26 protein-coding genes and 1 pseudogene are annotated in these 23,807 nt (G+C 69.7%); 24 read left to right on the plus strand and 3 right to left on the minus strand.

What is annotated here, in order from left to right; genetic code table 11:
- Positions 1–115 precede the first annotated feature (115 nt).
- From IWX63_RS14335 to IWX63_RS14375, 9 genes are read left to right on the plus strand one after another with little or no spacing between them, the layout of a single operon-like run.
- The gene (locus tag IWX63_RS14335) at positions 116–457 is read left to right on the plus strand and encodes a flagellar basal body rod protein FlgB (protein WP_199278837.1); all 342 of its coding nucleotides are present in this window, start codon (positions 116–118) and stop codon (positions 455–457) included.
- Positions 457–849 carry a flagellar basal body rod protein FlgC gene (locus IWX63_RS14340; RefSeq protein WP_199278838.1) on the plus strand — a complete coding sequence of 131 codons (393 nt, stop codon included), beginning with the start codon at positions 457–459 and terminating at the stop codon, positions 847–849. The genes IWX63_RS14335 and IWX63_RS14340 overlap by 1 nt, the downstream gene beginning before the upstream one ends.
- Positions 849–1,151, plus strand: coding sequence for a flagellar hook-basal body complex protein FliE (fliE, locus tag IWX63_RS14345; RefSeq protein ID WP_043443279.1), 303 nt, complete (start codon positions 849–851; stop codon positions 1,149–1,151). Before IWX63_RS14340 ends, fliE begins: the two co-directional genes overlap by 1 nt.
- Entirely contained in the window at positions 1,151–2,791 is a 1,641-nt protein-coding gene (fliF, locus tag IWX63_RS14350) for a flagellar basal-body MS-ring/collar protein FliF (RefSeq protein ID WP_199278839.1), read from the plus strand. Before fliE ends, fliF begins: the two co-directional genes overlap by 1 nt.
- Positions 2,788–3,810, plus strand: a complete 1,023-nt coding sequence (gene fliG, locus IWX63_RS14355; protein WP_199278840.1) for a flagellar motor switch protein FliG — start codon at positions 2,788–2,790, stop codon at positions 3,808–3,810. The genes fliF and fliG overlap by 4 nt, the downstream gene beginning before the upstream one ends.
- On the plus strand, positions 3,800–4,405 hold the full coding sequence (locus IWX63_RS14360; protein WP_199278841.1) for a FliH/SctL family protein: 606 nt from the start codon (positions 3,800–3,802) through the stop codon (positions 4,403–4,405). Before fliG ends, IWX63_RS14360 begins: the two co-directional genes overlap by 11 nt.
- Entirely contained in the window at positions 4,402–5,730 is a 1,329-nt protein-coding gene (locus tag IWX63_RS14365) for a FliI/YscN family ATPase (RefSeq protein WP_199278842.1), read from the plus strand. The genes IWX63_RS14360 and IWX63_RS14365 overlap by 4 nt, the downstream gene beginning before the upstream one ends.
- Positions 5,730–6,164, plus strand: coding sequence for a flagellar FliJ family protein (locus tag IWX63_RS14370; RefSeq protein ID WP_199278843.1), 435 nt, complete (start codon positions 5,730–5,732; stop codon positions 6,162–6,164). Before IWX63_RS14365 ends, IWX63_RS14370 begins: the two co-directional genes overlap by 1 nt.
- On the plus strand, positions 6,161–6,955 hold the full coding sequence (locus IWX63_RS14375; protein WP_199278844.1) for a C40 family peptidase: 795 nt from the start codon (positions 6,161–6,163) through the stop codon (positions 6,953–6,955). The genes IWX63_RS14370 and IWX63_RS14375 overlap by 4 nt, the downstream gene beginning before the upstream one ends.
- On the opposite strand, the gene IWX63_RS14380 is transcribed toward IWX63_RS14375, so the two are convergent.
- Complete coding sequence (locus IWX63_RS14380) at positions 6,916–7,479, minus strand: hypothetical protein (protein ID WP_199278845.1); 564 nt, start codon at positions 7,477–7,479, stop codon at positions 6,916–6,918. The two genes, IWX63_RS14375 and IWX63_RS14380, sit on opposite strands and share 40 nt — an antisense overlap.
- A 27-nt stretch (positions 7,480–7,506) precedes the next feature.
- Here IWX63_RS14380 and IWX63_RS14385 point away from each other — a divergent pair, with 27 nt between their 5' ends.
- From IWX63_RS14385 to IWX63_RS14395, 3 genes are read left to right on the plus strand one after another with little or no spacing between them, the layout of a single operon-like run.
- Entirely contained in the window at positions 7,507–8,613 is a 1,107-nt protein-coding gene (locus IWX63_RS14385; RefSeq protein ID WP_199278846.1) for a flagellar hook-length control protein FliK, read from the plus strand.
- Positions 8,614–8,627: 14 nt separating this feature from the next.
- Positions 8,628–9,068 carry a flagellar hook assembly protein FlgD gene (locus IWX63_RS14390; protein ID WP_199278847.1) on the plus strand — a complete coding sequence of 147 codons (441 nt, stop codon included), beginning with the start codon at positions 8,628–8,630 and terminating at the stop codon, positions 9,066–9,068.
- Positions 9,069–9,119: 51 nt separating this feature from the next.
- Positions 9,120–10,292: a flagellar hook protein FlgE gene (locus IWX63_RS14395; RefSeq protein WP_199278848.1), complete on the plus strand. Its 1,173-nt coding sequence runs from the start codon at positions 9,120–9,122 to the stop codon at positions 10,290–10,292.
- Positions 10,293–10,646: 354 nt separating this feature from the next.
- Here the strand turns inward: IWX63_RS14395 and IWX63_RS14400 are convergent, their stop codons facing one another.
- Positions 10,647–12,044, minus strand: a complete 1,398-nt coding sequence (locus IWX63_RS14400; RefSeq protein WP_334685893.1) for a TrkH family potassium uptake protein — start codon at positions 12,042–12,044, stop codon at positions 10,647–10,649.
- A gap of 111 nt (positions 12,045–12,155) precedes the next feature.
- Positions 12,156–14,132 (minus strand): APC family permease, encoded by a 1,977-nt coding sequence (locus IWX63_RS14405; RefSeq protein ID WP_199278849.1) that lies wholly within the window; start codon positions 14,130–14,132, stop codon positions 12,156–12,158.
- A 342-nt stretch (positions 14,133–14,474) separates the two neighbouring features.
- Here IWX63_RS14405 and IWX63_RS14410 point away from each other — a divergent pair, with 342 nt between their 5' ends.
- From IWX63_RS14410 to IWX63_RS14465, 12 genes and pseudogenes are all read left to right on the plus strand, one after another.
- Positions 14,475–15,326 carry a phosphatidylinositol-specific phospholipase C/glycerophosphodiester phosphodiesterase family protein gene (locus IWX63_RS14410; protein WP_199278850.1) on the plus strand — a complete coding sequence of 284 codons (852 nt, stop codon included), beginning with the start codon at positions 14,475–14,477 and terminating at the stop codon, positions 15,324–15,326.
- Between the two features lie 161 nt (positions 15,327–15,487).
- Positions 15,488–15,667 (plus strand): annotated as a pseudogene (locus IWX63_RS16950) (YdeI/OmpD-associated family protein); the annotation flags it as partial.
- A gap of 695 nt (positions 15,668–16,362) precedes the next feature.
- The gene (locus IWX63_RS14420; protein ID WP_199278851.1) at positions 16,363–16,734 is read left to right on the plus strand and encodes a flagellar FlbD family protein; all 372 of its coding nucleotides are present in this window, start codon (positions 16,363–16,365) and stop codon (positions 16,732–16,734) included.
- The gene (locus tag IWX63_RS14425; protein WP_199278852.1) at positions 16,734–17,564 is read left to right on the plus strand and encodes a motility protein A; all 831 of its coding nucleotides are present in this window, start codon (positions 16,734–16,736) and stop codon (positions 17,562–17,564) included. The genes IWX63_RS14420 and IWX63_RS14425 overlap by 1 nt, the downstream gene beginning before the upstream one ends.
- Positions 17,561–18,538 carry a flagellar motor protein MotB gene (locus IWX63_RS14430; RefSeq protein ID WP_199278853.1) on the plus strand — a complete coding sequence of 326 codons (978 nt, stop codon included), beginning with the start codon at positions 17,561–17,563 and terminating at the stop codon, positions 18,536–18,538. The genes IWX63_RS14425 and IWX63_RS14430 overlap by 4 nt, the downstream gene beginning before the upstream one ends.
- 70 nt (positions 18,539–18,608) lie before the next feature.
- Entirely contained in the window at positions 18,609–19,490 is an 882-nt protein-coding gene (locus tag IWX63_RS14435) for a flagellar motor switch protein FliM (RefSeq protein ID WP_199278854.1), read from the plus strand.
- Positions 19,487–20,188, plus strand: coding sequence for a flagellar motor switch protein FliN (gene fliN / locus IWX63_RS14440; protein WP_199278855.1), 702 nt, complete (start codon positions 19,487–19,489; stop codon positions 20,186–20,188). The genes IWX63_RS14435 and fliN overlap by 4 nt, the downstream gene beginning before the upstream one ends.
- A gap of 8 nt (positions 20,189–20,196) precedes the next feature.
- Complete coding sequence (locus tag IWX63_RS14445; protein ID WP_199278856.1) at positions 20,197–20,715, plus strand: FliO/MopB family protein; 519 nt, start codon at positions 20,197–20,199, stop codon at positions 20,713–20,715.
- A gap of 128 nt (positions 20,716–20,843) precedes the next feature.
- Positions 20,844–21,665 (plus strand): flagellar type III secretion system pore protein FliP, encoded by an 822-nt coding sequence (fliP, locus tag IWX63_RS14450; protein ID WP_199278870.1) that lies wholly within the window; start codon positions 20,844–20,846, stop codon positions 21,663–21,665.
- 1 nt (position 21,666) lies between these two features.
- Entirely contained in the window at positions 21,667–21,942 is a 276-nt protein-coding gene (fliQ, locus tag IWX63_RS14455; protein WP_199278857.1) for a flagellar biosynthesis protein FliQ, read from the plus strand.
- A gap of 1 nt (position 21,943) precedes the next feature.
- Positions 21,944–22,702, plus strand: coding sequence for a flagellar biosynthetic protein FliR (locus tag IWX63_RS14460; RefSeq protein WP_199278858.1), 759 nt, complete (start codon positions 21,944–21,946; stop codon positions 22,700–22,702).
- Between the two features lies 1 nt (position 22,703).
- Positions 22,704–23,804: an EscU/YscU/HrcU family type III secretion system export apparatus switch protein gene (locus IWX63_RS14465; RefSeq protein ID WP_199278859.1), complete on the plus strand. Its 1,101-nt coding sequence runs from the start codon at positions 22,704–22,706 to the stop codon at positions 23,802–23,804.
- The last annotated feature ends 3 nt before the right edge of the window (positions 23,805–23,807 follow it).

Consider the following 23,807-nt stretch of genomic DNA (forward strand, 5'->3'; position numbering starts at 1 on the left):
ACGCAAGCGCCTTACAAGTGCCGGACGCGCGTCCGATAGATACGAGTGAGCATGGATCGCTCACCCCCAGGCCATGGATCGGCCGCTCAGCCTTGCAAGAAGAGGGTCTGCCGCCGTGCTCGATTCAGTGTCCTCGCTCGCTATGCGCAGTGCCCTCGACGGGCTCGCCCTGCGCCAGCGGGTCACCGCGAACAACATCGCGAACGTCAACACCCCAGGATTCCATGCGCAGCGGGTCAGCTTCGAGGACGCCCTCGCGCGGTCGGTGTCGATGGGGGACGGCAGCGTGCAGGCCACCACTGACACCTCCCTCGAGCCCACCCGGCTCAACGGCAGCAACGTGAACATGGACACGGAGACCCTCTCCAACATCGACACCGTGCTGCGCTTCCAGTTCGCGGCCCGCGCCGTCGAGGGTCCGTTCACCAGCATCCGCACCGCGCTGAGGACCAACTGATGACCTTCGACGCCATCGGGATCTCCGGCACGGGACTCACCCTGCACCGCAAGTGGCTCGACGCCGTCGCGGACAACATGGCCAACGCCAACACGGTCACCTCGACCGACGGCGCAGCCTTCCAGCAGCGCTACATCACGGCGCGCGCCGATGGCAACGGGCAGGGCGCGTACGTCGCCGGGGCCGAGTTCGGCAGCGCCGAGGGCCGCCTGGTCCATGAACCCACCCACCCCCTCGCGGACGAGGACGGCTACGTCCGCTACCCCGACATCGACATGAGCGCCCAGATGGGGCAGCTCATCATGGCGCAGCGCGGCTACCAGGCCAACGCCGCCGTCGTCGACCGCGCGCAAGCCACCTACGAAGCCGCCCTCCAGATCGGACGCTCCTGATGCCCGTCCCCGCCATCGGCGCCGTCCAGCCCGCCGCCACCTCATACCTGCCGTCCGTCGGTGCCGTGTCCGACGCCGGCGGCGAGGGTTTCGCGACCTCCCTCACCTCCGCCGTGGACAACCTGCAGGGCCTGCAGTCGGCGTCGAACGCGCTCTCCGTGCAGGCCGTCACCGGCGACCTCACCGACATCCACAACGCCACCCTCGCCTCCACGCGGGCCCAGGTGACGCTCGAGCTCGTCGCGGCCGTCCGGAACAAGGGCGTTGACGCCTTCAACGAGATCATGAGGATGCAGGCCTGATGCCCACGCCCCTGTCCACCGCCGCCACCCGCCTGGGTGACGCCGTGAAGAGCTTCACCATCGCCCAGCGCACCATCGCCATCATCGGCGTCGCCATGCTCGTGCTCGGCGGGATCGCGCTCACGTCCTGGCTCTCCAAGCCCTCCTACACCCCGCTGTTCTCGGGCCTGAGCGGTGAGGATGCCAGCACCATCGTCGACCAACTGCAGACCGATGGCGTGCCGTACGAGCTGACCCAGGGCGGCGGCACCATCCTCGTCCCCGAGACCGCGGTGTACGACCAGCGGATCAAGGCGGCCTCCGCGGGCCTGCCGTCCTCCTCCACCGGCGGCTACTCGCTGCTCGACGACATGGGGGTCACGTCCTCCGAGTTCCAGCAGTCCACCACCTATAAGCGGGCGCTCGAGGGAGAGCTCGCCGCGACGGTCTCCGCAATCGACGGCGTCAAGGCCGCGACCGTCCGCCTCGCCGTCCCCGAGGACACCGTGTTCGTGGCCGAGCAGGGCAAGCCGACGGCGTCGGTCTTCGTGGAGACCGATCCGGGCGCCAGCCTCTCGAGCGACCAGGTGCAGGCGATCACGCACCTCACCTCCGCCTCGATCGACCGCATGGACGCCGCGGACGTGGCCGTGATCGACTCCGAGGGGCGGGTGCTGTCCGCGGTCGGCGTCGGCGCCACCGGCGGCAGCGACCAGCAGGCCTCGGACTACGAGCAGCGCATCCAGGCGTCCGTGCAGGCCATGCTCGACCGCGTGGTCGGGGTCGGCAACGCGACCGTCGCCGTGGCCGCGGACATGCAGCGTGAGAGCGCGGAGCGTGTCGAGGAGACCTTCACGACGCCCGAGAACGCGCCCGCACTCAACGAGTCCACCTCCACCGAGGCGTACGAGGGTGCCGGAGGCGGCCAGGCCGGCGTCCTCGGGCCGGACAACATCGCCGTGCCCGACGGCGGCGCCGAGGGTGACGGAACCTTCAACTCCGAGACGAGCACGCGCAACAACGCCGTGAACAAGACCACGGAGTCCACCACGGTGCCCGCCGGCGGCATCAACCGCCAGACCATCTCCGTCGCGGTGAACCGGGGTGCCACCGCGAACATGGACGTCGCCGCACTCACCGCGGTCGTCTCGAGTGCCGCCGGCGTGAATGCCGCCCGCGGCGACGTGGTGACGGTCGAGGAGCTGCCGTTCAGCGACGCCGGGGCCAACGCCGCGGCGGATGCCCTCGCGGAGGCGCAGGCGGCCGAGGCCGCGCAGCAGCGGGCGGACCTCATCCGGACGCTGTCCATCGTGGCGGCCATCCTGTTCGTCGCCATCGTGGCGCTCATCATCTACGCACGCCGCTCGCGCCGCCAGCGGCGCGAACCGCTCGACCTCGGCGAACTGCAGGGCGTCTACCCGGCGATCCCGGCGCCGAGCACACCCGCGATCGATCCCGCGGTGGCCGTCCTCGCCCCGCTGGAGCCGGCGCCGAACACCACCACGATCGACGTCGCCGCGGTGCAGGCTGCGCTGCAGGCGAGGGCCGTGGAATCCGACGTCGAACGCATGCGCGCGGACGTCGACGCCCTCGCCTCCCAGGATCCCGCGAAGACGGCGGAATTCCTGCGCAGCATGATGGATGACAGGCAGAGCGTATGAGCACCCTCGCACGCGCCGCCGTGACCGGGACGCAGAAGGCCGCCATGGTGCTCATGCAGCTCGACCAGCACCGGGCGGCGGAGGTCCTCAAGCAGATGTCCGAGGCCGAGGCCGAGGAGATCGTCGCGGAGATCGTCCGCCTGCGCCGGGTGGAACCAGCCGCTGCCGAAGAGGCTCTCGCGGAGTTCCACGAGCTCAGCACCAGCGGCCGACGCCGCACGCGCGGCGGCATGGACGTGGCCATCGGGCTCCTCCAGTCCTCCTTCGGCGCGGAACGCGCGGCGGGCGTGGTGGGGCGCCTGGCCTCGACTGCGGCCGGCAAGTCCTTCGAGTTCCTCGACAGCGTGGAACCCGGACAGATCCAGACCGTCCTCGAGGGCGAGCTGCCGCAGACCATCGCCCTGGTCCTCGCGCACCTCAAACCCGAACGCGCGTCCACCGTCCTCGCCGCGCTGAACCAGGACACCGGCACCGACGTGGCGCAGTGCATCGCGACCATGGGCTCCGCGACCCCTGAGGCCGTGTCCATCGTGGCCGACACCATCAAGATCAGGGCGGGCGCCGTTGCGGCACCCCGCCAGGGTGCGACGGCGATCGGCGGCATCCAGCCCCTCGTGGACATCATCAACCGGGCGGACATCAGCACCGAACGCGCGCTGCTCGACGGCCTCGAGCTCCGCGACCCGGCGCTGGCCGAGGAGGTCCGCGCCCGCATGCTGACCTTCGCGGACATCGTCAACCTCGAGCGCCGCGACGTCCAGCAGGTGCTCCGCGGTATCGATTCGGCCGTCCTCGCCCTGGCGATGAAGGGCGCCGCCGAGGCCGTGGTGACCGTGATCCGCTCCAACGTCTCCGAGCGCAACCGGGAGATCCTCGACGACGAGATCCGCGCCGTCGGGCCCGTCCGTATGTCGCAGGTCGAGGAAGCACGCGCCGAGGTGGTGCGTGCCATCCGCGATCTCGAGGCGCAGGGCACCATCACCATCCAGCGTGGGGACGAGGACGAATATGTCGACTGACGCCCTGACCCCCGTCGCCTTCCCGCGCCTGGGTCCCGGCTCGGGGCAGGCCGCGCACCACGCCGCCGTCGCCCAGGGCCACGCTGCGGGATACGCGGACGGGCTGGCGCTCGCCCGCGCCGAACTCGCCGAGCACCGTGCACGGCTCGACGCCGAGCATGCCGCCGCCCGTGCGCACGCGGAGGCCGTCCTCGCGCAGCGACTGCGGGTCCTCGACACGGCCGCGCGGGCGTTCGACACGCGGACCGCCCCGGTCCTCGACGAGGCCCGCACCCGCATCCTCGACGCCGCCATCGACATCACCGAGGCCCTGCTCGGCCGCGCCCTCGAGGACGGCCCGTCCTCGGCGCGTGCCGCCGTCGCACGCGCCCTCCGGGGGGCGGACGGCGAGGAGGTGCGCGCCGTACGCCTGCACCCCGCGGACCTGGCCGTGCTCGCCCCGGGTGACACGCCGGTCGGCGTGCAGCTGGTGCCCGATGCCTCCCTCCGGCGCGGGGATGCCGTCGCCGAGTGCCCGGACGGTCATGTGGATGCGCGCCTGGGCACGGCGCTCGCCCGCGTGCGCTCCGCCCTGGCCGCCGGGGGTGCGGCATGAGCCTCACGATCCAGGACGCCGTGGGCCACGCACTCGCCGCCGCCGCGCCCCAGCGGTTCGGCAGGGTCGCCTCCGTCGTGGGACTCGGCGTCGACGTCGTCGGCCTCGACTGCGCCATCGGGGACGTCGTCACCATCGGTGATCCCGCGGCCGGCACCGGAACCGTCGACGCCGAGGTGGTCGCCGCCTCGCTCACCGGGCTGCGCTGCATGCCGTACGCCCACCTCGCCGGGATCCAGGCGGGAGCAAGCGTGCGCTCCCACGGGGGACCGCTGCTCGTTCCGGTGGGGCCGGGCCTGCTCGGCCGCGTGCTCGACGGCGTGGGCCGGCCCATCGACGGGCGCGGCCCGCTCACCGACGTCGCGTGGGTATCGCTGGGCAACACCCCGCCACCGGCACTGGCACGCACCCGCATCACCGAACCCCTCCAGCTCGGCGTGCGGGTGATGGATACGCTCACCACCGTGGGACGCGGACAGCGCATGGGCCTGTTCGCCGGGTCCGGGGTCGGCAAGTCCTCGCTCCTGTCGATGATCGCCCGCGGCACGGACGCCGCCGTCTCGGTGATCGCGCTCGTGGGTGAGCGCGGCCGCGAGGTCCGGGACTTCCTGGAGGACGATCTCGGTCCCGAGGGCCTGGCCCGGTCGATCGTGGTGGTCTCGACGTCGGACGAGCCGGCGCTCCTGCGCCTGCGCGCGGCGTTCGTGGCCACGCGGATCGCCGAGTCGTTCCGCGACGGCGGCGCCGACGTCATGCTCATGATGGACTCGCTCACCCGCGTCGCGATGGCGCAGCGCGAGATCGGCCTCAGTGTCGGAGAGCCTCCCGCCACCCGCGGCTACCCGCCGTCCACCTTCTCCCTGCTCGCCCAGCTCCTCGAACGTGCGGGGACCGGCGCGTCCGGCTCCGTGACCGGCATGTACACCGTGCTCGTGGACGGCGACGACCACAACGAGCCCGTCGCCGATGCCGCGCGGTCCATCCTCGACGGGCACGTGGTGCTCGACCGCAAGCTCGCCGTCGCGGGGCACTTCCCGTCGATCGACCCGCTGGCCTCGATCTCCCGCGTGGCGTCCCGCGTCACTACCCGCGAGCAGGCGGCCGTCGCCGGCGTGCTGCGCAGGACGCTCGCAGCGCGGAAGGCCGCCCAGGACCTGATCGACGTCGGCGCGTACGCCCGCGGGTCGAATCCGCTGGTGGACGCCGCCCTGAACCACGAGGCCGGGATCAACGCGTTCCTGCAGCAGCGGATGGACGAGCAGACCCCGTTCGACGACGCCTGGAACCGCCTGGCGCACCTCACGGCATCGATGGGAGTCTCCTGATGGCACGACAGTTCCCCCTCGCGGGCCTGCTCCGGCTGCGCCAGCTGCGCGAGGAAGAGGCCGCGGGATCCCTGGCGGCAGCGAACGAGCGGCTCCGGGCGTCACGTACCCGCACCGACATCCTGAGCGACGCCCTCGACGGCACGGACATCAGCCCCGCCGGCTCCGCGTCGCTGTACGCGGTGGCCGCGGCCCGGGCTTCGGCACGCAGCATGTTCGCCGACCTGCACGCCCTCGAGGAGCAGTTGCGGGGTGAGCAGGGCCGCGCACAGGACCAGTACCGTGCTGCACGCGCGGCGACCATGGGCCTCGAGAAACTCGAGGACCGCCATCGGGACACGGAGGCCACGGCGCTGATCGGCGCCGAGCAGCGTGTCCTCGACGAACTCGCCTCGGTCAGCAGTGCCCGGCGCAATGTAGAGGAGAGACCATGACGATCACCGACGCGGTGGGCCGCATCCAGCAGATCCAGTCCACCCTGACCATGCTCGCCGCCCCGGCGGCGCGGGCGCAGGCCGGCACGGCAGCGACGACGACGGCCACATCCTCGGCGGGTTCGCCGAAGGCGGCGGCGAGTACCTCCGCGGACCTGTTCGCCGACGCACTCGCAGGCGTTTCAGGTGCTTCAGGTGCATCCGGCGGAAGTGTGCCCACGGAGTCCGCCGATGCGGCGCCTGCGGTTGCACCCGTTGGCGGGTCCCCGGCGCCCGTCGCTGGAGCGGGTACAGCTCCGGTTCCCGTTCCGGCCTCGGCGGACGCGGCCCGGCTGATCGAGGCCGCGCGGTCCTACGAGGGCATCCCGTACGTGTGGGGCGGCACCGACCCGGCGTCCGGCCTCGACTGCTCGGGATTCGTGCAGCGTGCGTATGCGGACATCGGCATCCAGATCCCGCGCGTGACCTGGGACCAGATGAACGCCGGCACCCAGGTTCCGTCGCTCGCCGAGGCCCAGCCCGGCGACCTGCTGTTCAGCCTCGAGGGCGGCCACGTGTCCATGTACCTCGGGGGAGGCAAGGCGATCGATGCCCCGCAGCCCGGCAAGACCGTCGCGGTCCGGGACATGTGGGAGACCGACGCGAACATCACCACGATCCGCCGCATCCTGCCCGCGGATCCCGCCGGAGCTGCCTCCGTGGCGGCGCCGGTGGTCGCCACGGAGGCAACTCCGGAGACGGCGGACGCAGCCTATGCCCAGGCGGCCTTCCTCGCGAGCATGGCACGATGACCCCCGTGCAGGGGCTGCCTGCGGCAGCCGTTCCGCGTGCGGCAGCGGATCCGGCGCGTCCGGGTGGCCGTCCCCGTGACACGGACTCGTCGGCATCCTTCGGTGATCTGTACCGGACGCACGTGGGGGAGCGTCCGGGCGGGCGAAGGGTCGGCGGCGGTGTCGGTCCGGTTGTCGGCGGTATCGGCGGTGTCGGCGGTGTCGCTGGTCGTGCGGCGGACCGCGGCCCCGGTGCTGCTGCCGGCGGTGCCGCGGCTCGTGCGGCGGACCGTGGTTCCGGCGCTGTTGTCGGCGGTGTCGCTGGTCGTGCGGCTGACCGCGGTTCCGATGGTGTCGCCGAGCGTGCTGCCGGCCGTAGCCCCGGCTCGACGGCTGACCGTGGTACGAACCCCGCGGTTCGGGACAGGTCCGGCCCGCCCGCGGAGCGCACCGAGCGCACGAAGCACATGGATCGTGGGGTTGTCGCTGGTGCCGACCGGGCGACCGACCTCGCCGCGGGCGCCGCCGATCGCAGCGCCCCTCATCACATCCGGCGCGACGTCCCGGATGCCGTGCAGCCTGCGTCCGTCACGGCGCCCGACCCGACGTCGAGCGTCGCCTCCGCCTCGGCAACGACCCCCCTGGTATCCGGGCACGAGGGCGGACCGGCCACCCAGACACCCTCCGGCTCTCCGGCCCTTCCCGCCGGCGATGCGGCCACCGTCGCCGTCGCCCCGGCAGCCGCACCGGCTCCTCCCGCCTACTCCGACGCGGCGGAGGGGTCGGCACCCCTTGCGTCGGCAAGCCCGGACGCGGGAATCGGGGCGGCCACGGACATCGCTGCAGCGTCGGCGGGCGCGGAGACCGGGGAGCCCCCGGCAGCCACCGACACCGGGGCAGTGCGGCCCGGTACCGCCGCCGCGGCGACGTCGGGCCTTCCGTCCGTGGACTCCACCGGCACGGGCGCCGTGGCTGCTCCTCCCGGTCCTGCCGTCGCGGCGGACGGCGCCGTGCCTGCATCGGCTCCGACGCCCGAGGCGACAGCACCCGCAGCAGAGGCCGGCACGCTGGATGCCGCCGATCCGGGCACGTCGAACCCCGTGGATCCCGGCACGCCGGCCCCGGCCGACAACAAGACGGCCGAGCAGCCCGGCGCCGCGTCGCAGCCCGCACCCGGACGCGTCGATCTGCCGGCGCCCGTGCCGGCATCCGCAGGGGCCGTCGTCGGACCTGCCGATACGGCAGTGGCGCCGGCCCGCCAGGCCGCCGCGCCACTGCCCCAGCAACTCGGCGGCCACGCGTTCGCGCTCGCCCAGTCCGCGGCCGACGCCCCGGGCGGGACGAGCACCATCACCGTCACCGTCGCACCCGACGATCTCGGTCCCATCACCATCCGCGCCAGCTTCGCCGCGGACGGAACCCGGCTCGAGTTCTTCTCCTCCACGGACGGCGGACGCGAGGCCCTCAAGCAGGCGCTGCCCGACCTGCGGCGCGAGGCGTCGTCGTCGGGCCTGTCCGCATCGCTCGACCTCGGGACCGGCACGCCGGAGGACCGCAGGGACGGACGGCGTGACCAGCAGTCCGATTCCGTCCCCACGGCGGTCCACCGACCCGTGCCGGACACCTCCTGGACCCCGAGCCCCACCGCCGGCTCCTCCACCCTCGACCTCTTCGCCTGACCCGGAAGGACACCATGCCCATCGATCCGGTCGCGTCCGCGACCTTCGCCCCCACCGAGACCCCTGCTCCGGGGACCCGGAAGCAGGCCATGGACTCCGAAGTGTTCATGTCCCTGCTCGTCAGTCAGCTCCGCAACCAGGATCCCAGTGCCCCCATGGACACCAACCAGATGATCGCGCAGACAACGCAGCTGGCCATGATGGAGAAGATCACGCAGATGACCGGTGTCAGCGAGGAGAACTTCCACCTCCAGATGCGATCCTCGGCGGCCGCGCTGATCGGCAACGAGGTCTCCTACACGGGGGTGGACGGCGTCGAGGCCCGCGGCCTGGCGACCGCCGTCTCCTACAGCGGCCCCGTCCCCACCGTCACCATCGGCGGGAAGAGCATCGCCCTCGACCTCGTGTCCGGTGTGGGCACCCTCCCCACACCAACGCCCGCACCCGCTTCCTGACCCCGCACTCCACGCCCTGATCCGCCCGCTCCGCTTCCGAAAGGCATCATCATGCTGCGCTCGCTCTACTCCGGCATCTCGGGTCTCCGCTCCCACCAGACCATGCTCGACGTCACCGGCAACAACATCGCCAACGTCAACACGACGGGTTTCAAGGCGTCCGCCACCCAGTTCCAGGACACGCTGTCCCAGCTGACGCAGGGCGCCGGTGCCCCGCAGGAAGCCCTCGGCGGCACCAACCCGGCCCAGGTGGGCCTCGGCGTGCAGGTGGCCGGGATCATCACCAACTTCTCGCAGGGCTCCACGCAGGCGACGGGCCGGGCGACGGACATGATGATCTCCGGTGACGGCTTCTTCATCACGCGTAACGGCGGCGAGACGCTCTACACCCGCGCCGGCGCGTTCTCGCCGGACTCCGAAGGGCGCCTCGTCACGCCTGACGGCTCGCTCGTCCAGGGCTGGCCTGCCGACAACGGCGTCGTCCAGCAGGGCGGCGCCGTCGGCGACCTGCGCATGCCCAAGGGTGTGGTCTCGCCGGCACAGGCGACGACGACGGCGCGCGTCACCGGGAACCTGCCCTCCGACGCCGCCGTCGGCACCGAGGTCCTGCAGGAACGGGTGGTCTACGGCGCGGATGGCGCTGCTCGCGACCTCACCCTGACCTTCACCCGCTCGGCCACGGGCTGGACCGTCGCAGGCCAGGATGAGAACGGGGCCGCGGGCGCCACCGAGCTCCTGCTCCCCAATGGCCAGGCCGCGCCCGGCTCCTCGGTCACGGTGGGAGGCATCACCGTGGACCTCTCCGCCGTCACCGGTTTCGCCCAGCTCAAGACCGTCTCCATCTCCGAGAGTGACGGCCGCACGGCCGGTACGCTCGAATCCTTCACCGTCGGCCCGGATGGCACCCTGGTGGGCGCCTTCAGCAACGGCAGTCGGCAGCCGCTCGGCCGGGTCGCGCTCGCAGGCTTCGTCAACCCGGCGGGCCTCGAGAAGGCCGGCGGTTCGTCCTACCGGGCGACGGCGAACTCGGGTGTGGCCGAGATCGGCGCGGCCGGCGCCAACGGTCTCGGATCGCTCGACGCCGGGAGCCTGGAGATGTCCAATGTGGACCTCTCGCAGGAGTTCACCAACCTGATCGTCGCGCAGCGTGGCTTCCAGGCGAACGCGCGCATCATCACGACGTCGGACGAGGTGCTCCAGGAGCTCACGAACCTCAAGCGCTGATATCGAGGAACTTTGTGCGGTCTCCTAGTCGCCTGGAAATTCCTGAGGGCTACTGCATAATCCCGGAGCAGATGCTGTCTCCGTGAGGGCAGCATCTGCTCCGGGATCAGTTGGCGCCGCACCACTCATCCAGTCGCTTCCTCAAGCCACTCCCACGCAAGGATGACCTCAGGAACTGTCTCGCAAGCGTCCTCGCAATCGCGCAAAGGCACTCTTTCTTAGGAGACAGGACAGCAGGGCATAGGAGAAGCGATAGCACTAGGGAACTGGAAGGGTCTCGTCCTGCGGGTCCGCGAAACTGCCAGAAGAAGGGGATTCCTCGGGGTTGAAACCGGTCGGTGGAGGATGCTCCAGTCAGCCGATGATGGGGCGTTCTTCCGGTAACCGGTACAGGACCGGTTTGCTGTTCAGCGCCAGGGCCGCGGCGGTGGTGATGGTGCCGATGCGCCCGATGAACATCAGTGCCATGAGAACCAATTGGGCGCTGTGGGGCAGGTCGTAGGTGATGCCCGTGCTCATTCCGACGGTGGCGAAGGCGGAAACGGATTCGAAGAGGGTTTGTTCGAGTCCGTAGTCGGTGAGCATCAGCAGCAGCACGGCGCCGAGGATCACCACGCCGATCCCGAGGAGCGCCACCGAGAGGGCCTGGCGTTGGACGGAGGAGCTGATGGATCGGTTGCCGATGGTGACCTGCTCCCGCCCGCGGATCTCGTTCAGGATCGCGAAGCCCAGGACGAGGAAGGTCGTGACCTTGATCCCGCCCGCCGTCCCGGCGCTACCTCCCCCGATGAACATGAGGATGTCGGTCATCAGGAGTGTCTCCGGGGCGGCTTCCCCGTAATTGATGCTGTTGAAGCCCGCCGTGCGGGGGAAGACTCCGCCACCGATGGCCGCGACGAGTTTTCCTCCGGTGCTCAGCGATCCGAGGGTCTCGGGTCTGTGCCATTCGAAGACTGCGAACAATGTGATGCCCACCGCCAGGAGTAGCAGGGTGCCGTAGACCGTCAGACGGGTGTGTATGGTCCAGTTGCTGAGTGGGCTCCTGCGGAGCAGTTCGATGATCACGGGAAAGCCGATGGCACCGAGGATGATGGCGATGCTGATGGGCACGATGATCCACGGGTCGTCGACGAAGGGGATGAGGTTGTCGCTGAAGAGTGAGAACCCGGCGTTGTTGAACGCTGAGACGGCGTGGAACACCCCGTGCCAGAGAGCCGTCGGGAGGTCATCGTCGTAGGCGATGCGGAACCGGGCGGTGAGGATGACCGCTGTCACGCCCTCGACGACGCCCATGATCAAGGCAACCCGGATCAGGACGCGGCGGACGTCGCCGAAGTTCACGGTGTGGCTCTCGGACTGGGCCACCAACTGGCTGCGGATCCCCAGGCGCTTTCGCACCAGCAGGGCCAGGAGGGTCGCCAGCGTCATGATCCCGAACCCACCCACCTGGATCATGGCAAGGATCGCCGCCTGACCGAAAGGGCTCCAGAACGTCGCTGGGTCCACCGTGATGAGACCGGTGACGCACACCGCTGATACCGCGGTGAACAGCGCCGGCATCAGGTCGGTACTGTCCGACGCCCTGGCTGCCGGCAGCTCGAGCACCCCGGCACCGAGGAGGATCACCACGGCGAACGCCAGGGGAACCAGGCGAACCGGCGTGAGAACCCGGCTGCTGAAGGCCGCGACGTGCCCGCGCAACTCTTTCAGCCGTTCTATCGCGCCTGTCCGGCTCACCCGTTCTGCTGCCAATGCATCTCTCCTTCGTCGTGATGATCGCACCGTTGCAGAAGCGCGTGTCGCAGGTCTCTGCCCTGAACGGGTGACTCCGATGTCGGACCCGTCGCGGATGTAGCCCGCGTACTAGCCGACGTGCACGCGTGGCCTGAGCACGGGATCGGGTTCCTGCTGGCGGATGATCTCCCGAACGACGGGGGCGGTGTCCCCTTGACCGAGCAGGAGGTAGCGCATCAGGTGAGCCAGGGGGTTTCCTTCGGACCACTCGAAGTGGGCGTGCGGATTCACGCCGGTGGAATCACGCAGGGCGAGCAGGATCGCGGCGATCGCGTTCGGAGCGGCCGGGCTTTCGACGCGCAGGATCCGGTGGTCGTTGACAGTGACACCCCGGACCCGGAGTTTGTTGCTGAACTCGGACGGGTCGATGACGTCGATCTCGAGGAAGATGATGTCCGCTGTGCCCGGGACCGGGTTGAGATCCCGCTGGTCCGCTTCCTTGGCCGCGTACTCGTCCGCGGCTCCTGACTGACGACGGTGGGCGACCAGGTTCAGGCGACCGTCGAAGGTGATGGAGTCGGTGACGAAGGACCGTGCTCGGTCATCGAACTCGATGACGTCCGCCCGGAGCTCCGTGGTCCGGGTGACGCGGGAGACGAGGGAGACGGCGATGATGCCGGCGATGAAGAACCCGGAGATCAGGATACCGTCGGGCTTTTCGATGATATTAGCGACCAGCGCGTAGAGCAGCACCAGCGTGAGAACGGTGAAAGCGATCGAGGCGGCGCGCTGGTGGCTTCGGATGGCGCTGATGGTGACGGCGATGGACCCGGACACCATCATCGCGAGGATCCCGGTTGCATACGCTCCGGCCTGGGCATTGACGTCGGCGTTGAAGCCGATGGTGATGACGATGCTCAACGCGGTGTAGACGAGGACGACCGGGCGCACCGCGCGGCCCCACTCCGGTGCCATTCCGTACGCCGGCAGGTATCGCGGCACGATGTTGATCAGCCCGGCCATGGCAGAGGCGCCGGCGAACCAGAGGATCAGGATGCTGCTGATGTCATACGCAGTGCCGAACCCGCCTCCGAACAGTTCATGTGCAAGGTATGCCAGCGCGCGGCCGCTGGCCTCCCCACCTGCTTCGAAAGCCTCCGCGGGGATGAGGACCGTGGTGATGAAGCTGCTCGCCAGCAGGTACACGCTCATGATCAGGGCCGCTAGTGTCAGCAGTTTCTTGGTATTGCGAATGCGCGAAGCCAGTCGTTCCTCGTCGGTCGAGCCCTTCGCGGCGATCAGCGGCATCATGCTCACGCCGGTCTCGAACCCGGACAGACCCAGGACCAGGAGCGGGAACGCGATCAGGGCCGGTCCGATGACGCCGCCGATGCTGCCCGTCCGGGTCAAGGCATCCGTCCACGTGGTCAGGGCTCCCGGTTCGGTGAAGACTGCCTGCATCCCGACAACGATGATCACGGCGTTCAGGGACAGGAACACCGCCACCAGTGGAATCGCGACAATCACCGCTTCCCTGAAGCCCAGCAGGAACACACCACCCAGGATCAGCAGGAACACAACCGTGATGAGCACGGCCTGACCGTCCAGGAAGGATGGAAGGAACGGGTTCTCCAGCAGGTGCACTGTCGCATCGGCGGAGGACAGGGTGATGGTGATGATCCACGACGTGGCGACAAAACCCAGCAGTACCAGCACGAAGACCTTGCCCCGCCAGAACGGCAGGAGTCGCTCGAGCATCGCCACCGATCCTTGCCCGTGCGGGCTCTCCCCGGCAACCCGCCGGTACATCGGCAGCACGCCCACCAAAGTCAGCACCACGATCAGCAGGGTCGCCAGCGGCGATAGCGCACCGGCTGCCAGGACTGCGATACCCGGCAGGTAGGACAGTGTCGAGAAGTAATCCACCCCGGTCAGGCACATGACCTTCCACCAGGCGCTGGGCTTGGCGTGGCTTTCGTCGGACGCCGGACCCACGGGCTGCACACGATCGGCGAGCAACCACCGACGCATTCGCCCTGTCGACGCAGCAGATCTCGCGGTGACGGGAACTGCCGCAGAAACGGCATACTCCACGGGGGCGGTCATCAACATCCTCCAGGGCTCAAGCATGCACAGGATGCACGGAACGACGCACATGGCGGGGCCGTGGGCATCGCTCAGTGAGCTTATCGAGTGCGCAGCGCCCTAGGGCGGGTCTTAACGCTTCCTTAACACCGCCGAACCGCGGCCTCAACGGCTTGGATCGGCACTCCGCTCTCACAGAACGACCAACCTGTCCCTGCGTCGTACCTGCCCGCGCCGCCGGGGTCCGCGACGCTAAGTCGTCGTCGTGGGATGTTCACCCGGGTTCCAGTGGGCGTCACCCTGTTGCTCACCTCAACTATCTAGCGTGGGAAAGCCACAGCCCCCACCCGAAAGTTGAGGACCATGCCCAGTGCCCGGCCTTTCGCCCTGTTCTTCGTCTGCTCGTCGCTTGCCGTCTCCGTTGCCGTCCCGGCGAACGCGTCCCAGGCAGCCGATGACGTTTCCCTCGGTGCCCCGCGTGAAGCGGCGCACGCCCACAACGACTACGAGCACGACCGCCCACTGTTCGATGCACTCCACCACGGCTTCACCAGCGTCGAGGCCGACGTCTGGCTCGTGGACGGGGAGCTGCTCGTGGCCCATGACCTCGAAGATGTCGCTGCCGGAGTGACGCTCGAGAGCCTCTATCTCGATCCGCTCGACGAGCTGGTGCATGGCAGGGCCGGCAGCGTCTACCCGGGGTGGGACGGTGAGTTCCAGCTGCTGGTCGACATCAAGGGTGACGCCGAGCAGACCTACGCCGCGCTCGAGGCCGAGCTCGACGAGCACCGCTCCCTGCTCACGCGCTTCAGCAACGGCAAGATGAAGCAGGGTGCGGTGAGCGTCGTGGTCAGCGGCAACCGCCCGCTGGCCACGATGGCCGCCGATCGGCACCGCTCGAGCTTCTACGACGGACGTGCCACCGACCTGGGATCGGCGTTGCCATCGACCCTCATGCCGCTGATCAGCAATAACTGGAACCAGCTCTTCACCTGGCAAGGCGTGGGCGAGATGCCGACCGCGGAGCGGGAGAAGCTCAGGGCCTATGTGGCCACGGCCCACGAGCAGGGCGCGCGGGTCCGGTTCTGGGCGACCCCGGATCTCCCCGGTACCGCACGTGAAGCGGTCTGGTCGGAACTTGCTGACGCGGGCGTCGACCATATCAACACCGATGACCTCGCCGCCCTCGACCAGTTCCTCGCAGCGCGCAGCTGACCCCGACAGCTTCAGGAGGAAATGGGTGACGACTTGGTCGAGGTGGACCGGCGCAAGCTCGATCCACGCCAGTACGACCCCCGCCACATCGTTCGGGAGGCGCTTTTCGAGGATCTCTACGAACTGACCGGGACGCTCTCCGTCCCAGTGCGCTCGATGCCCAGCCGGCGGCTCGAGCACACTGGGACGGCTTCCCTCGCTCGGCGAAGCGCGCAATCCTCGAATGGATCAGTACCGGCAAGACCGGGGCCACCCGTGAACGACGCATCCAGCAGACAGCCAACGAGGCAGCCGAGGGCCGCCGCGCCAACCAGGGGCGCCGGCCCAAGACCATGAAGTAGGCGCAGATGTCCACTGTGCCGCAGCGAGCATCCGCCTACCTCACCCTCCAGATGATGGGAACCCATGGTTTTCCAGCGGCGGGCCTCATCATGCTCGGTATCTGGTCCGCGGGTATATGTGTGGCCGGGGCCCACTCCCATTCCCTTCCGATGTGGCTATGTGTCGTGGGATTGGTCGCCGCCCTTCGTCTCGTGATGCTCATGGCGGGGCCATTGATGACCGCAGCAGCGATCGACCTACCCGGCATGTGGCTTGCCTCCATCGCACTGATCCCCCTGGGAATGCTGTGGTGGGCAGCCCTCGGCGTTGTGCTGCTTGTCCGGTCCCGACGCAACCACGAGCAGCCACCTGTTAGTCCAGCACCGTGAGCCATGCCGAGTAGACGCGTTGTGGACTCGTTGGAAGTCTCCCGAGGACGTCCGCGCCGTGGGGCTGGGAAGGTGGTGGAGGAGAGGGATTCGGCCGTCCGCGCTGGACCTGCGCCTGAAGGTCGAGACCAGCAATAGAGGGTTGGGTATCCCTCTCACGTCAGGCGCATCGATCCGTCGCCCACGGGGCAGCCCACCCGGAGCCCGCAAACAACGGTCGCGGGTCTACAGATCATCCGCGAGGTACCGGCCCTTACGAAGCCGTGACCCATGCCGACAGTGGGAGAAAGAGACCCCGCCGGGGTGTCCCGACCCCAGGATGTCCGATGATCGTGGTGACCCGGCTCAACGAGAGCCAGTTCGCGGTGAACCCTGACCTCATCGAGCGTATCCACGAGAATCCGGACACCACGCTCGTGATGGTCGATGGCGCGAAGTACATCGTCACGGAGTCCCTCCGAGAGGTGATCGAGCTCATCGCCGCGTACCGCGCGCGCATCATCTCGCTTGCACGGTTCATGCCAGGCGACCCCTCCGCCGCCCCGTTCGACGACGGGGATCAGGCAGGTCAGCGTCCGCTCGGCCTCGTCCGCGATGCTCCCGCCGACACCGCCGCTCCCACCGACACCAGCCCGGTCAGGCATTCCGGCGCCGACGGCGCGGGCTCGCCCGTCCAGTTCAGACCTAGGACCACGTAATGGATCCCGCAACAATCGTCGGTATTCTCGTCGCCTTCGGTGCCCTGTACGCGATGATCACCCTCGAGCATGCGAGCGTCCAGGCGCTCCTGCTGCCGGCCCCCATGATCCTCGTCTTCGGTGCCACCATCGCCATCGGGATCGCCGGCGGCACCTTCAAGGACTTCCTGGTCGCGGTGAAGGCAGTCCCGGCGGCGATGATGGGCAAGACCATCCCACCTCAGGACACGATCGACAGCGTCGTGGTCCTCGCCGAGAAGGCCCGCAGTGAGGGGCTGCTGGCCCTCGAGGAGGAAGCCAACACCGTGGAGGACCCATTCCTGCGCGGAGCCCTGCAGAACATCGCGGACGGGACGGACGGCGAGGAGCTGCGCGAGATCCTCGAGGACGAGATCGACTCCGCCTCCCAGACGCACCGCACGGCCTCGAAGTTCTTCGCGAGCCTGGGCGGCTACGCCCCGACGGTGGGCATCATCGGCACCGTCGTCTCGCTGACCCACGTGCTCGAGAACCTCTCCAGTCCCGACAAGCTGGGACCCATGATCGCCGCAGCCTTCGTCGCGACGCTGTGGGGGCTGCTTTCGGCGAACTTCCTGTGGCTGCCCATCGGCACCCGCATCAAGCGCCTGGGCGAGATGGAGACCGCGCGCATGACGCTCCTGATGGAGGGCGTCCTCGCCGTGCAGGCCGGCAGCCAGCCCCGGTTGCTCGGTGAGCGGCTGAAGGCGATGGTGCCGCAGCACGCGCAGGGAAAGAGTGGCAAGGGCGACAAGGACTCCGCGAAGGGCGCAGCCGACGGGCCGGCCTCGCAGGGCAAGGCCGCGGCGTGAGCAGACGCCCGCAGCGCAGGCGGCACAGCGAGGATCACGGCGAGGAGCACCCGGACGAGCGCTGGATGGCGTCCTACATGGACATGGTCACCGTGCTGATGTGCATGTTCATCGTCCTGTACGCGATGTCCAGCGTGGACCAGCAGAAGTTCGAGCAGCTGCGTACATCGCTCGCCACGGGATTCGGCGTGGTCGAGACCGCAACGGTCGACACTGCGGAGGGAACCGTCGTCGCTGCGGAGAACGTCAACGCCGAGGGGGAGTCGTTCACCGGGGGAGCCGCGCTCTCCGACGTGGACCCGGAGACCCAGAAGACCGAACCCGGAGCCGCCGACGTCGTCGCACCCACGCCCTCGCCCGCGCCGTCCGCGGGCGGCCCGTCCGAGACCACCGCGCCCACGCCGTCGCCCTCACCGTCGGCCGGTGGGGACGCCGCGGACCCGACGACGGATCGCGAGCGCGCGACGGCGGAGGTCGAGAACCTCCGCGCCCTGCAGGAGCGGATCGATGCCGGGCTACGCGCGCAGAACCTCGCCACGGCCGTCCGCTACGTGATCGACGAGCGCGGCCTCACCATCCGGCTCGTCGGTTCCGAGACCTTCTTCCTCCCGGACAGTGCACAGCTGACCGAGCAGACGCAGCGCGTGCTCGAGAGCGTGGGGCCGATCCTGGCGACCATCCCGAACGAGGTGGGCGTCGAGGGGCACACCGCGCGCCTGCCGGATTCCGTGCCGCGGCCGCTCGACTGGGAACTGTCCACCGAGCGGGCCGTCAACGTGGTCCGGAACCTCATCGACACCGGCGGAGTCCCAGCACCGCGCCTGGTGGCCATCGGCTACGGCGAGTCGCGGCCGCTGGCGCCGGGCACCACCCCTGAGGAGCTCGAGCTGAACCGCCGCGTGGACATCGTGGTGCACTCCGACGAGCCCGAGAGCGTGCGCGCCCTCATCCCCGGAATCACCGGCGGGGAGTGAACCGCTAACAACCGGCCGTCGTCGTCCGATAGTCGCTAGCGTGACGGTCCAGGAACAACTCTCCTTTGGCGTGCCCTCTGCACCCGCAAGGGCGGTGGATGTCTATGACTTCCGCCGGCCCACCACGCTCGCCCGCGAGCACTCCCGCGTGCTCGAACTCGCCTTCGAGACCTTCGCGCGCCAGTGGGGTACCCAACTCACCGCGAAGGTCCGTGTCATCTCGCAGGTGACCAGCGAGCTGGTCCTCATGCAGACCTACAACGAGTACGCAGCATCGCTGCCGGCGACGACAGCGATGGTCCTGTGCGCCATCCCTGACCACACCAGCAAGGCCGTGATCCAGTTCCCCGCCTCCGCGGGCCTGTTCTGGGTGGACTCGATGCTGGGCGGCCACGGGACGGTGCCGCCGGGTGAGCGGAAGTTCACCCAGATCGAGCAGGCCCTGATCCGGCGGCTCATGGACGACGCCCTCGAGGGGCTCCACTACTCGCTCGGGTCGGTGCTGACGCACCAGCTGGGCATCGACTCCCTCCAGTACAACTCGCAGTTCGCGCAGGCGGCCTCGACCACGGAGCTCATGATCGTGGGTACCTTCGAGATCCGTGTCGGCGAGCGTTCCTGCCCCGCGACGGTCGCCATCCCCGCGCAGCTCCTGCTGGCACAGCTCGGGGACACGAACCCCACCGCGACCGGCGAGGACGCCCGGGAGCTGATCGAGCAGCAGGTCACGCACGTGCCCGTCGACGTCGCGGTGCAGCTCGCCGCGCTGCCCGTGCTGCCGTCGCGCATCCTCCACCTCGCCGTCGGGGACGTCCTGAAGCTGCCGCATCCGCAGCACCGGCCCTTCGAGCTCGCCGTCAACGGGCAGCGGCTCGGCGAGGCGGCCCTGGGCCAGAACGGATCCCGCCTTGCCTGCGTAGTAGTGACCACCGAGGAGAACACCGCATCATGAACACCACCACCGCCGAGCACGCCGCCGCCGCATCCCTCGCAGCGCGCCTGCCCCTCCCCGGTCCGCTCACGGCCGTCGCCTGCAACGCTTCCGAGGTGCCGTCCGCCAGCGCATCGACCGCCGTCGTCGCGTCCTTCGTGGGCGCGTCCTCCGCGGACCTCGCGGTCGTCCTGATCGACGCCCAGCCCCTGGCCGCAGCCGCAGGCACGTCGTCCCCGCTCGTCTCCCCGGCCGATGTCCTCGTGCCGGCGCTCGAGGCCGCCTCCTCGTCCCTCGGCGACGGCGTGCTCGGCGCCCCCGCCGTGCAGGACGCCCTGCCGCTCGTCCGTGACGCCGAGACCTCCGTGTTCCGGCTCGCAGGGCCGTCCGGCACGGTCGGATGGTTCGCGGTGCGGCTGCGCGGTGCCCGGCCCGGCGCCGCTCCCCGCCGGTCCGCCGCCGCCGGCGCGGCGAACCTCGGCCGCATCAGCAACGTGGAGATGGCCATGACGGTCGAGATCGGCCGCACCAGGATGTCCGTCCGGGACGTCCTGGACCTCGAACCGGGTGCCGTCATCGAACTCGACCGCTCCGCCGGCGCTCCTGCCGACGTCCTGCTCAACGGACGGCTCGTCGCCCACGGCGAGGTCGTGGTCGTCGACCAGGACTACGCGGTGCGCATCACGCAGATCCTCGACGTCACCGACGGCGCCGTCTAGTGGACGTCGTGGTCCTCGCACTGCGGGTGCTGCTCTCCCTCGGCGTGGTCCTCGCGCTGCTCTTCGTGCTGCACCGCAAGGTCTCGAAGCTCAACGGCAACCGAGCCGGCGCCGGCCTGGTCTCCGTCGTCGCCCGTCAGGGCCTCGGCGCAAAGGCCTCCCTCGTGGTGGTCGAGGCTGAGGGCACCCGGTTCTACCTGGGCGTCACCGAGCAGTCGGTATCGGTCTTGCACTCCGCCGTCGCCCCGCGTGCGCTGCAGGCCGTCCCCCGGGACGACGACGCCGAGGTGTCGCCGCCCCGCGCCGCCCAGGCCGGGGCCTTCGCCCCGGACCCCGACGCCGCCTTCGCCGCATCGCTGCGCCTCGCCGCGGCGGGAAACGCTCCGGTGCCGACCACACGCCGCGCAGTCAGGGCGGCCCAGGCAGCCGGAACGGCACGCCCCACCGCACCGCTGCAGGGCTCGATCCTCGCGCCCGCGACCTGGAAGCAGACCGCAGCCTTCCTGCGCCAGGGACGGGCCGGGTGACGACGGCGCTCCTGCCGTCGGTCCGCCGAGCATGCCCCGTGTCCGCACCCCGCTCCGCCGCGAGCGTGGCCACCCGCCCCGCCGTGGCCGCCAGGTCCGTTCCCGCCCGATCCTTCCGCGCGCCGTTCCTGACCGCGCTCGCAGCCCTCCTGCTCGCCGTCGTCGTCATCCTCCTCGGCGCAGCCACCGGTCACGCGGGCGAGCTGGACCCGGGCGTCCCCGCACCCACCGCGCCCTCCGCCCCCGCCGATCCGACGGCCCCCGCGGCGCCGGGCAGCGACGACGGCCTCTCGGTCGAGATCAACGGCGTCAACGGTGCACCGAGCTCCGCGGTCCTGACCCTCATCGGCATCACCCTGCTGTCCGTGGCGCCGGCCCTCCTGCTGATGATGACCTCGTTCACGAAGATCTTCGTGGTGCTCGCGATGACCAGGAACGCCCTGTCCCTGCCGTCCATCCCGCCCAACCAGGTCCTGGCCGGGCTCGCCCTGTTCCTGTCGCTGTTCATCATGGCGCCGGTCCTCACCCAGATCAACGACCTCGCCGTCCAGCCCTATCTCGACGGCGCGACGACGTTCACGGAGGCGCTCACCGACGGCGCCGGCCCCCTGCAGACCTTCATGCTGGCGCACACCCGCGAGGAGGACCTGGCGCTCATGACCCGGGCTGCCGGGCAACCGAACCCCCAGGACGCCGCGAGCGTCCCACTGACCACGCTGATCCCGGCGTTCATGATCTCCGAGCTGCGGGCCGCGTTCATCATCGGCTTCGTGATCTTCGTGCCGTTCCTCGTGATCGACCTCGTGGTGTCCGCGGCGCTGATGTCCATGGGCATGATGATGCTGCCGCCGGTCATGATCTCGTTGCCCTTCAAGATCCTGCTGTTCGTCCTCGTGGACGGGTGGGGGCTCATTATCACGGCACTCATCAACAGCTACCAGGGCGGTTGACGTGGATACCAACGCCGTCCTCGACATCGGGCTCGCCGGGATCTGGGTCGCAGCGAAGCTCTCCGCGCCGATCCTCCTGACGGCCCTCGTGGTCGGCTTCGCGATCTCGTTGCTGCAGTCCATCACCCAGATCCAGGAGGTCACGCTCTCCTTCGTGCCGAAGGCCACCGCCGTCTGCCTGGCCCTGCTCATCTGCGGCCACTGGATGATCTCCGAGATGGTCTCCTTCACGCACGAGATGTTCGAGCGCATCCCCGGCCTCCTCGGCGGCGGCTGAGATGGAGATCGTCCTCGACCAGTCCCGCATCGAAGCCATCATGCTCGCGGGCGTGCGGATCGTCGCGTTCCTCGTGATCGCACCGCCCTTCTCCTACAAGGGGATCCCGGCACGCGTGAAGGCGATGCTCGCCATCGGGCTCGCCCTCGCGGTGTCCCCGACGGTCGAGGCCGGGTACGAGACCGGCGGGACGGGCCAGTACATCGGCGCGCTGGTCCTCGAACTGGTGGTCGGCGCGGCACTGGGTTTCCTCGTGCTCGTCGTGTTCTCCGCCGTCCAGTCCGCCGGCAGCCTCATCGACCTCTTCGGAGGCTTCTCGCTGGCCCAGGGGTTCGACCCGCAGTCCATGGTCAACGGCGCCCAGTTCGCCCGCCTGTTCCAGCTGACCGCCCTGACACTGCTCTTCACCTCCGACGGCTACCAGCTCATCATCGGCGGACTCGTGCGCACCTTCGACGCCCTGCCGCTCGGCGGCGGACTGGACCTCGCGGAGCCCGCCGAAGCGCTCACCGGCGCCGTCATGGGACTCTTCCTCGCCGCGGTGCAGATCGCGGGCCCGCTCATCGTCGTCCTGTTCCTGGCCGACGTCGGCCTCGGGCTCCTCACGCGCGTGGCCCCCGCGCTGAACGCCTTCGCACTCGGGTTCCCGCTCAAGATCTTCATCACGCTCAGCCTCGGGGGCGTGGTGTTCATCGCCCTTCCGCGCGTGGTCTCGACCCTCGCGGACAACGCCGCCGAACTCCTGATGGGGGTGGGCTGACATGGCGGAGGACTCCGGGGAGAAGACCGAGCAGGCCACCGACAAGCGGATGAAGGACGTCCGCTCGAAGGGCCAGCTCGCCAAGTCCGAGGACTTCACGGCGTGGATCGGCGTGGGCGCTGCCGCCCTCATGCTGCCCGCCCTCATCTCCCGATCGGCCGACGCCGCCACCGAGCAGCTCGTCCGCGTGACCGACACCATCGCGAGCCCCGACCCCGCGACCGCCCTGGCCGCCCTGGCCGACGGCGGTGCCTCGCTCGCCGGGATCCTCGGCCCCTTCCTCGGAGTGCTGCTCGTCGCCGTCCTCGGGACCGCAGCCCTGCAGGGCGGGATCCACGTCAAGAAGTTCTCCGGCAAGTTCGAGCAGTTCAACGTGGTCACCGGCCTCAAGCGGATCCTGGGCGGGCAGGCTCTCTGGCAGGGCGCGAAGGCGCTCCTGAAGACCGGCGTCGTCGGCCTGGTGCTCGTCGTCGTCGTGCAGAACCTGATGCCCATGCTCATGGCGGCCGGCGGGCTCTCGGTGGCGGCCCTGCTGAACACCGCGGGGGAGGGGGCGGCGGCGCTCCTGCAGGCCGCCGTGATCGCCGGCCTCGCCCTCGCGGCGATGGACGTCCTCGTGGTCATGCGCCGCAACCGCAAGAAGACCCGTATGACCAAGAAGGAGGTCAAGGACGAGAACAAGAACTCCGACGGCGACCCCCTCATCAAGTCCCAGCGGCGTTCGCGCCAGCTCGCGATGAGCCGGAACCGCATGATCGCCGCGGTGGGCGGGGCCGACGTCGTCCTCGTCAATCCGACGCACGTCGCCGTCGCCCTGAAATACGAGCCCGGACGCTCCGCGCCGCGCGTCGTCGCCAAGGGTGCCGGGGTGATCGCCGCGAAGATCCGTGAGGAAGCGGAGAAGAAGCACGTCCCGATGGTCTCCGACATCCCGCTCGCCCGCGCACTGCACGCCGCGTGCGAGCTCGGCCAGGAGATCCCGTTCGAGAACTACGACCAGGTGGCCCGCATCCTCGCATTCGTCATGTCCCTGAAGACCAGGGGGGCCGCGCGCGGCGTCCACACCCTGCCCACCCGACCCGCAACCGCCGGAGGCCTCTAGACC

The organism is Arthrobacter sp. CAN_A2, assembly GCF_015752045.1.
In the GTDB taxonomy this organism is placed as follows: Bacteria; Actinomycetota; Actinomycetes; order Actinomycetales; family Micrococcaceae; genus Arthrobacter_D.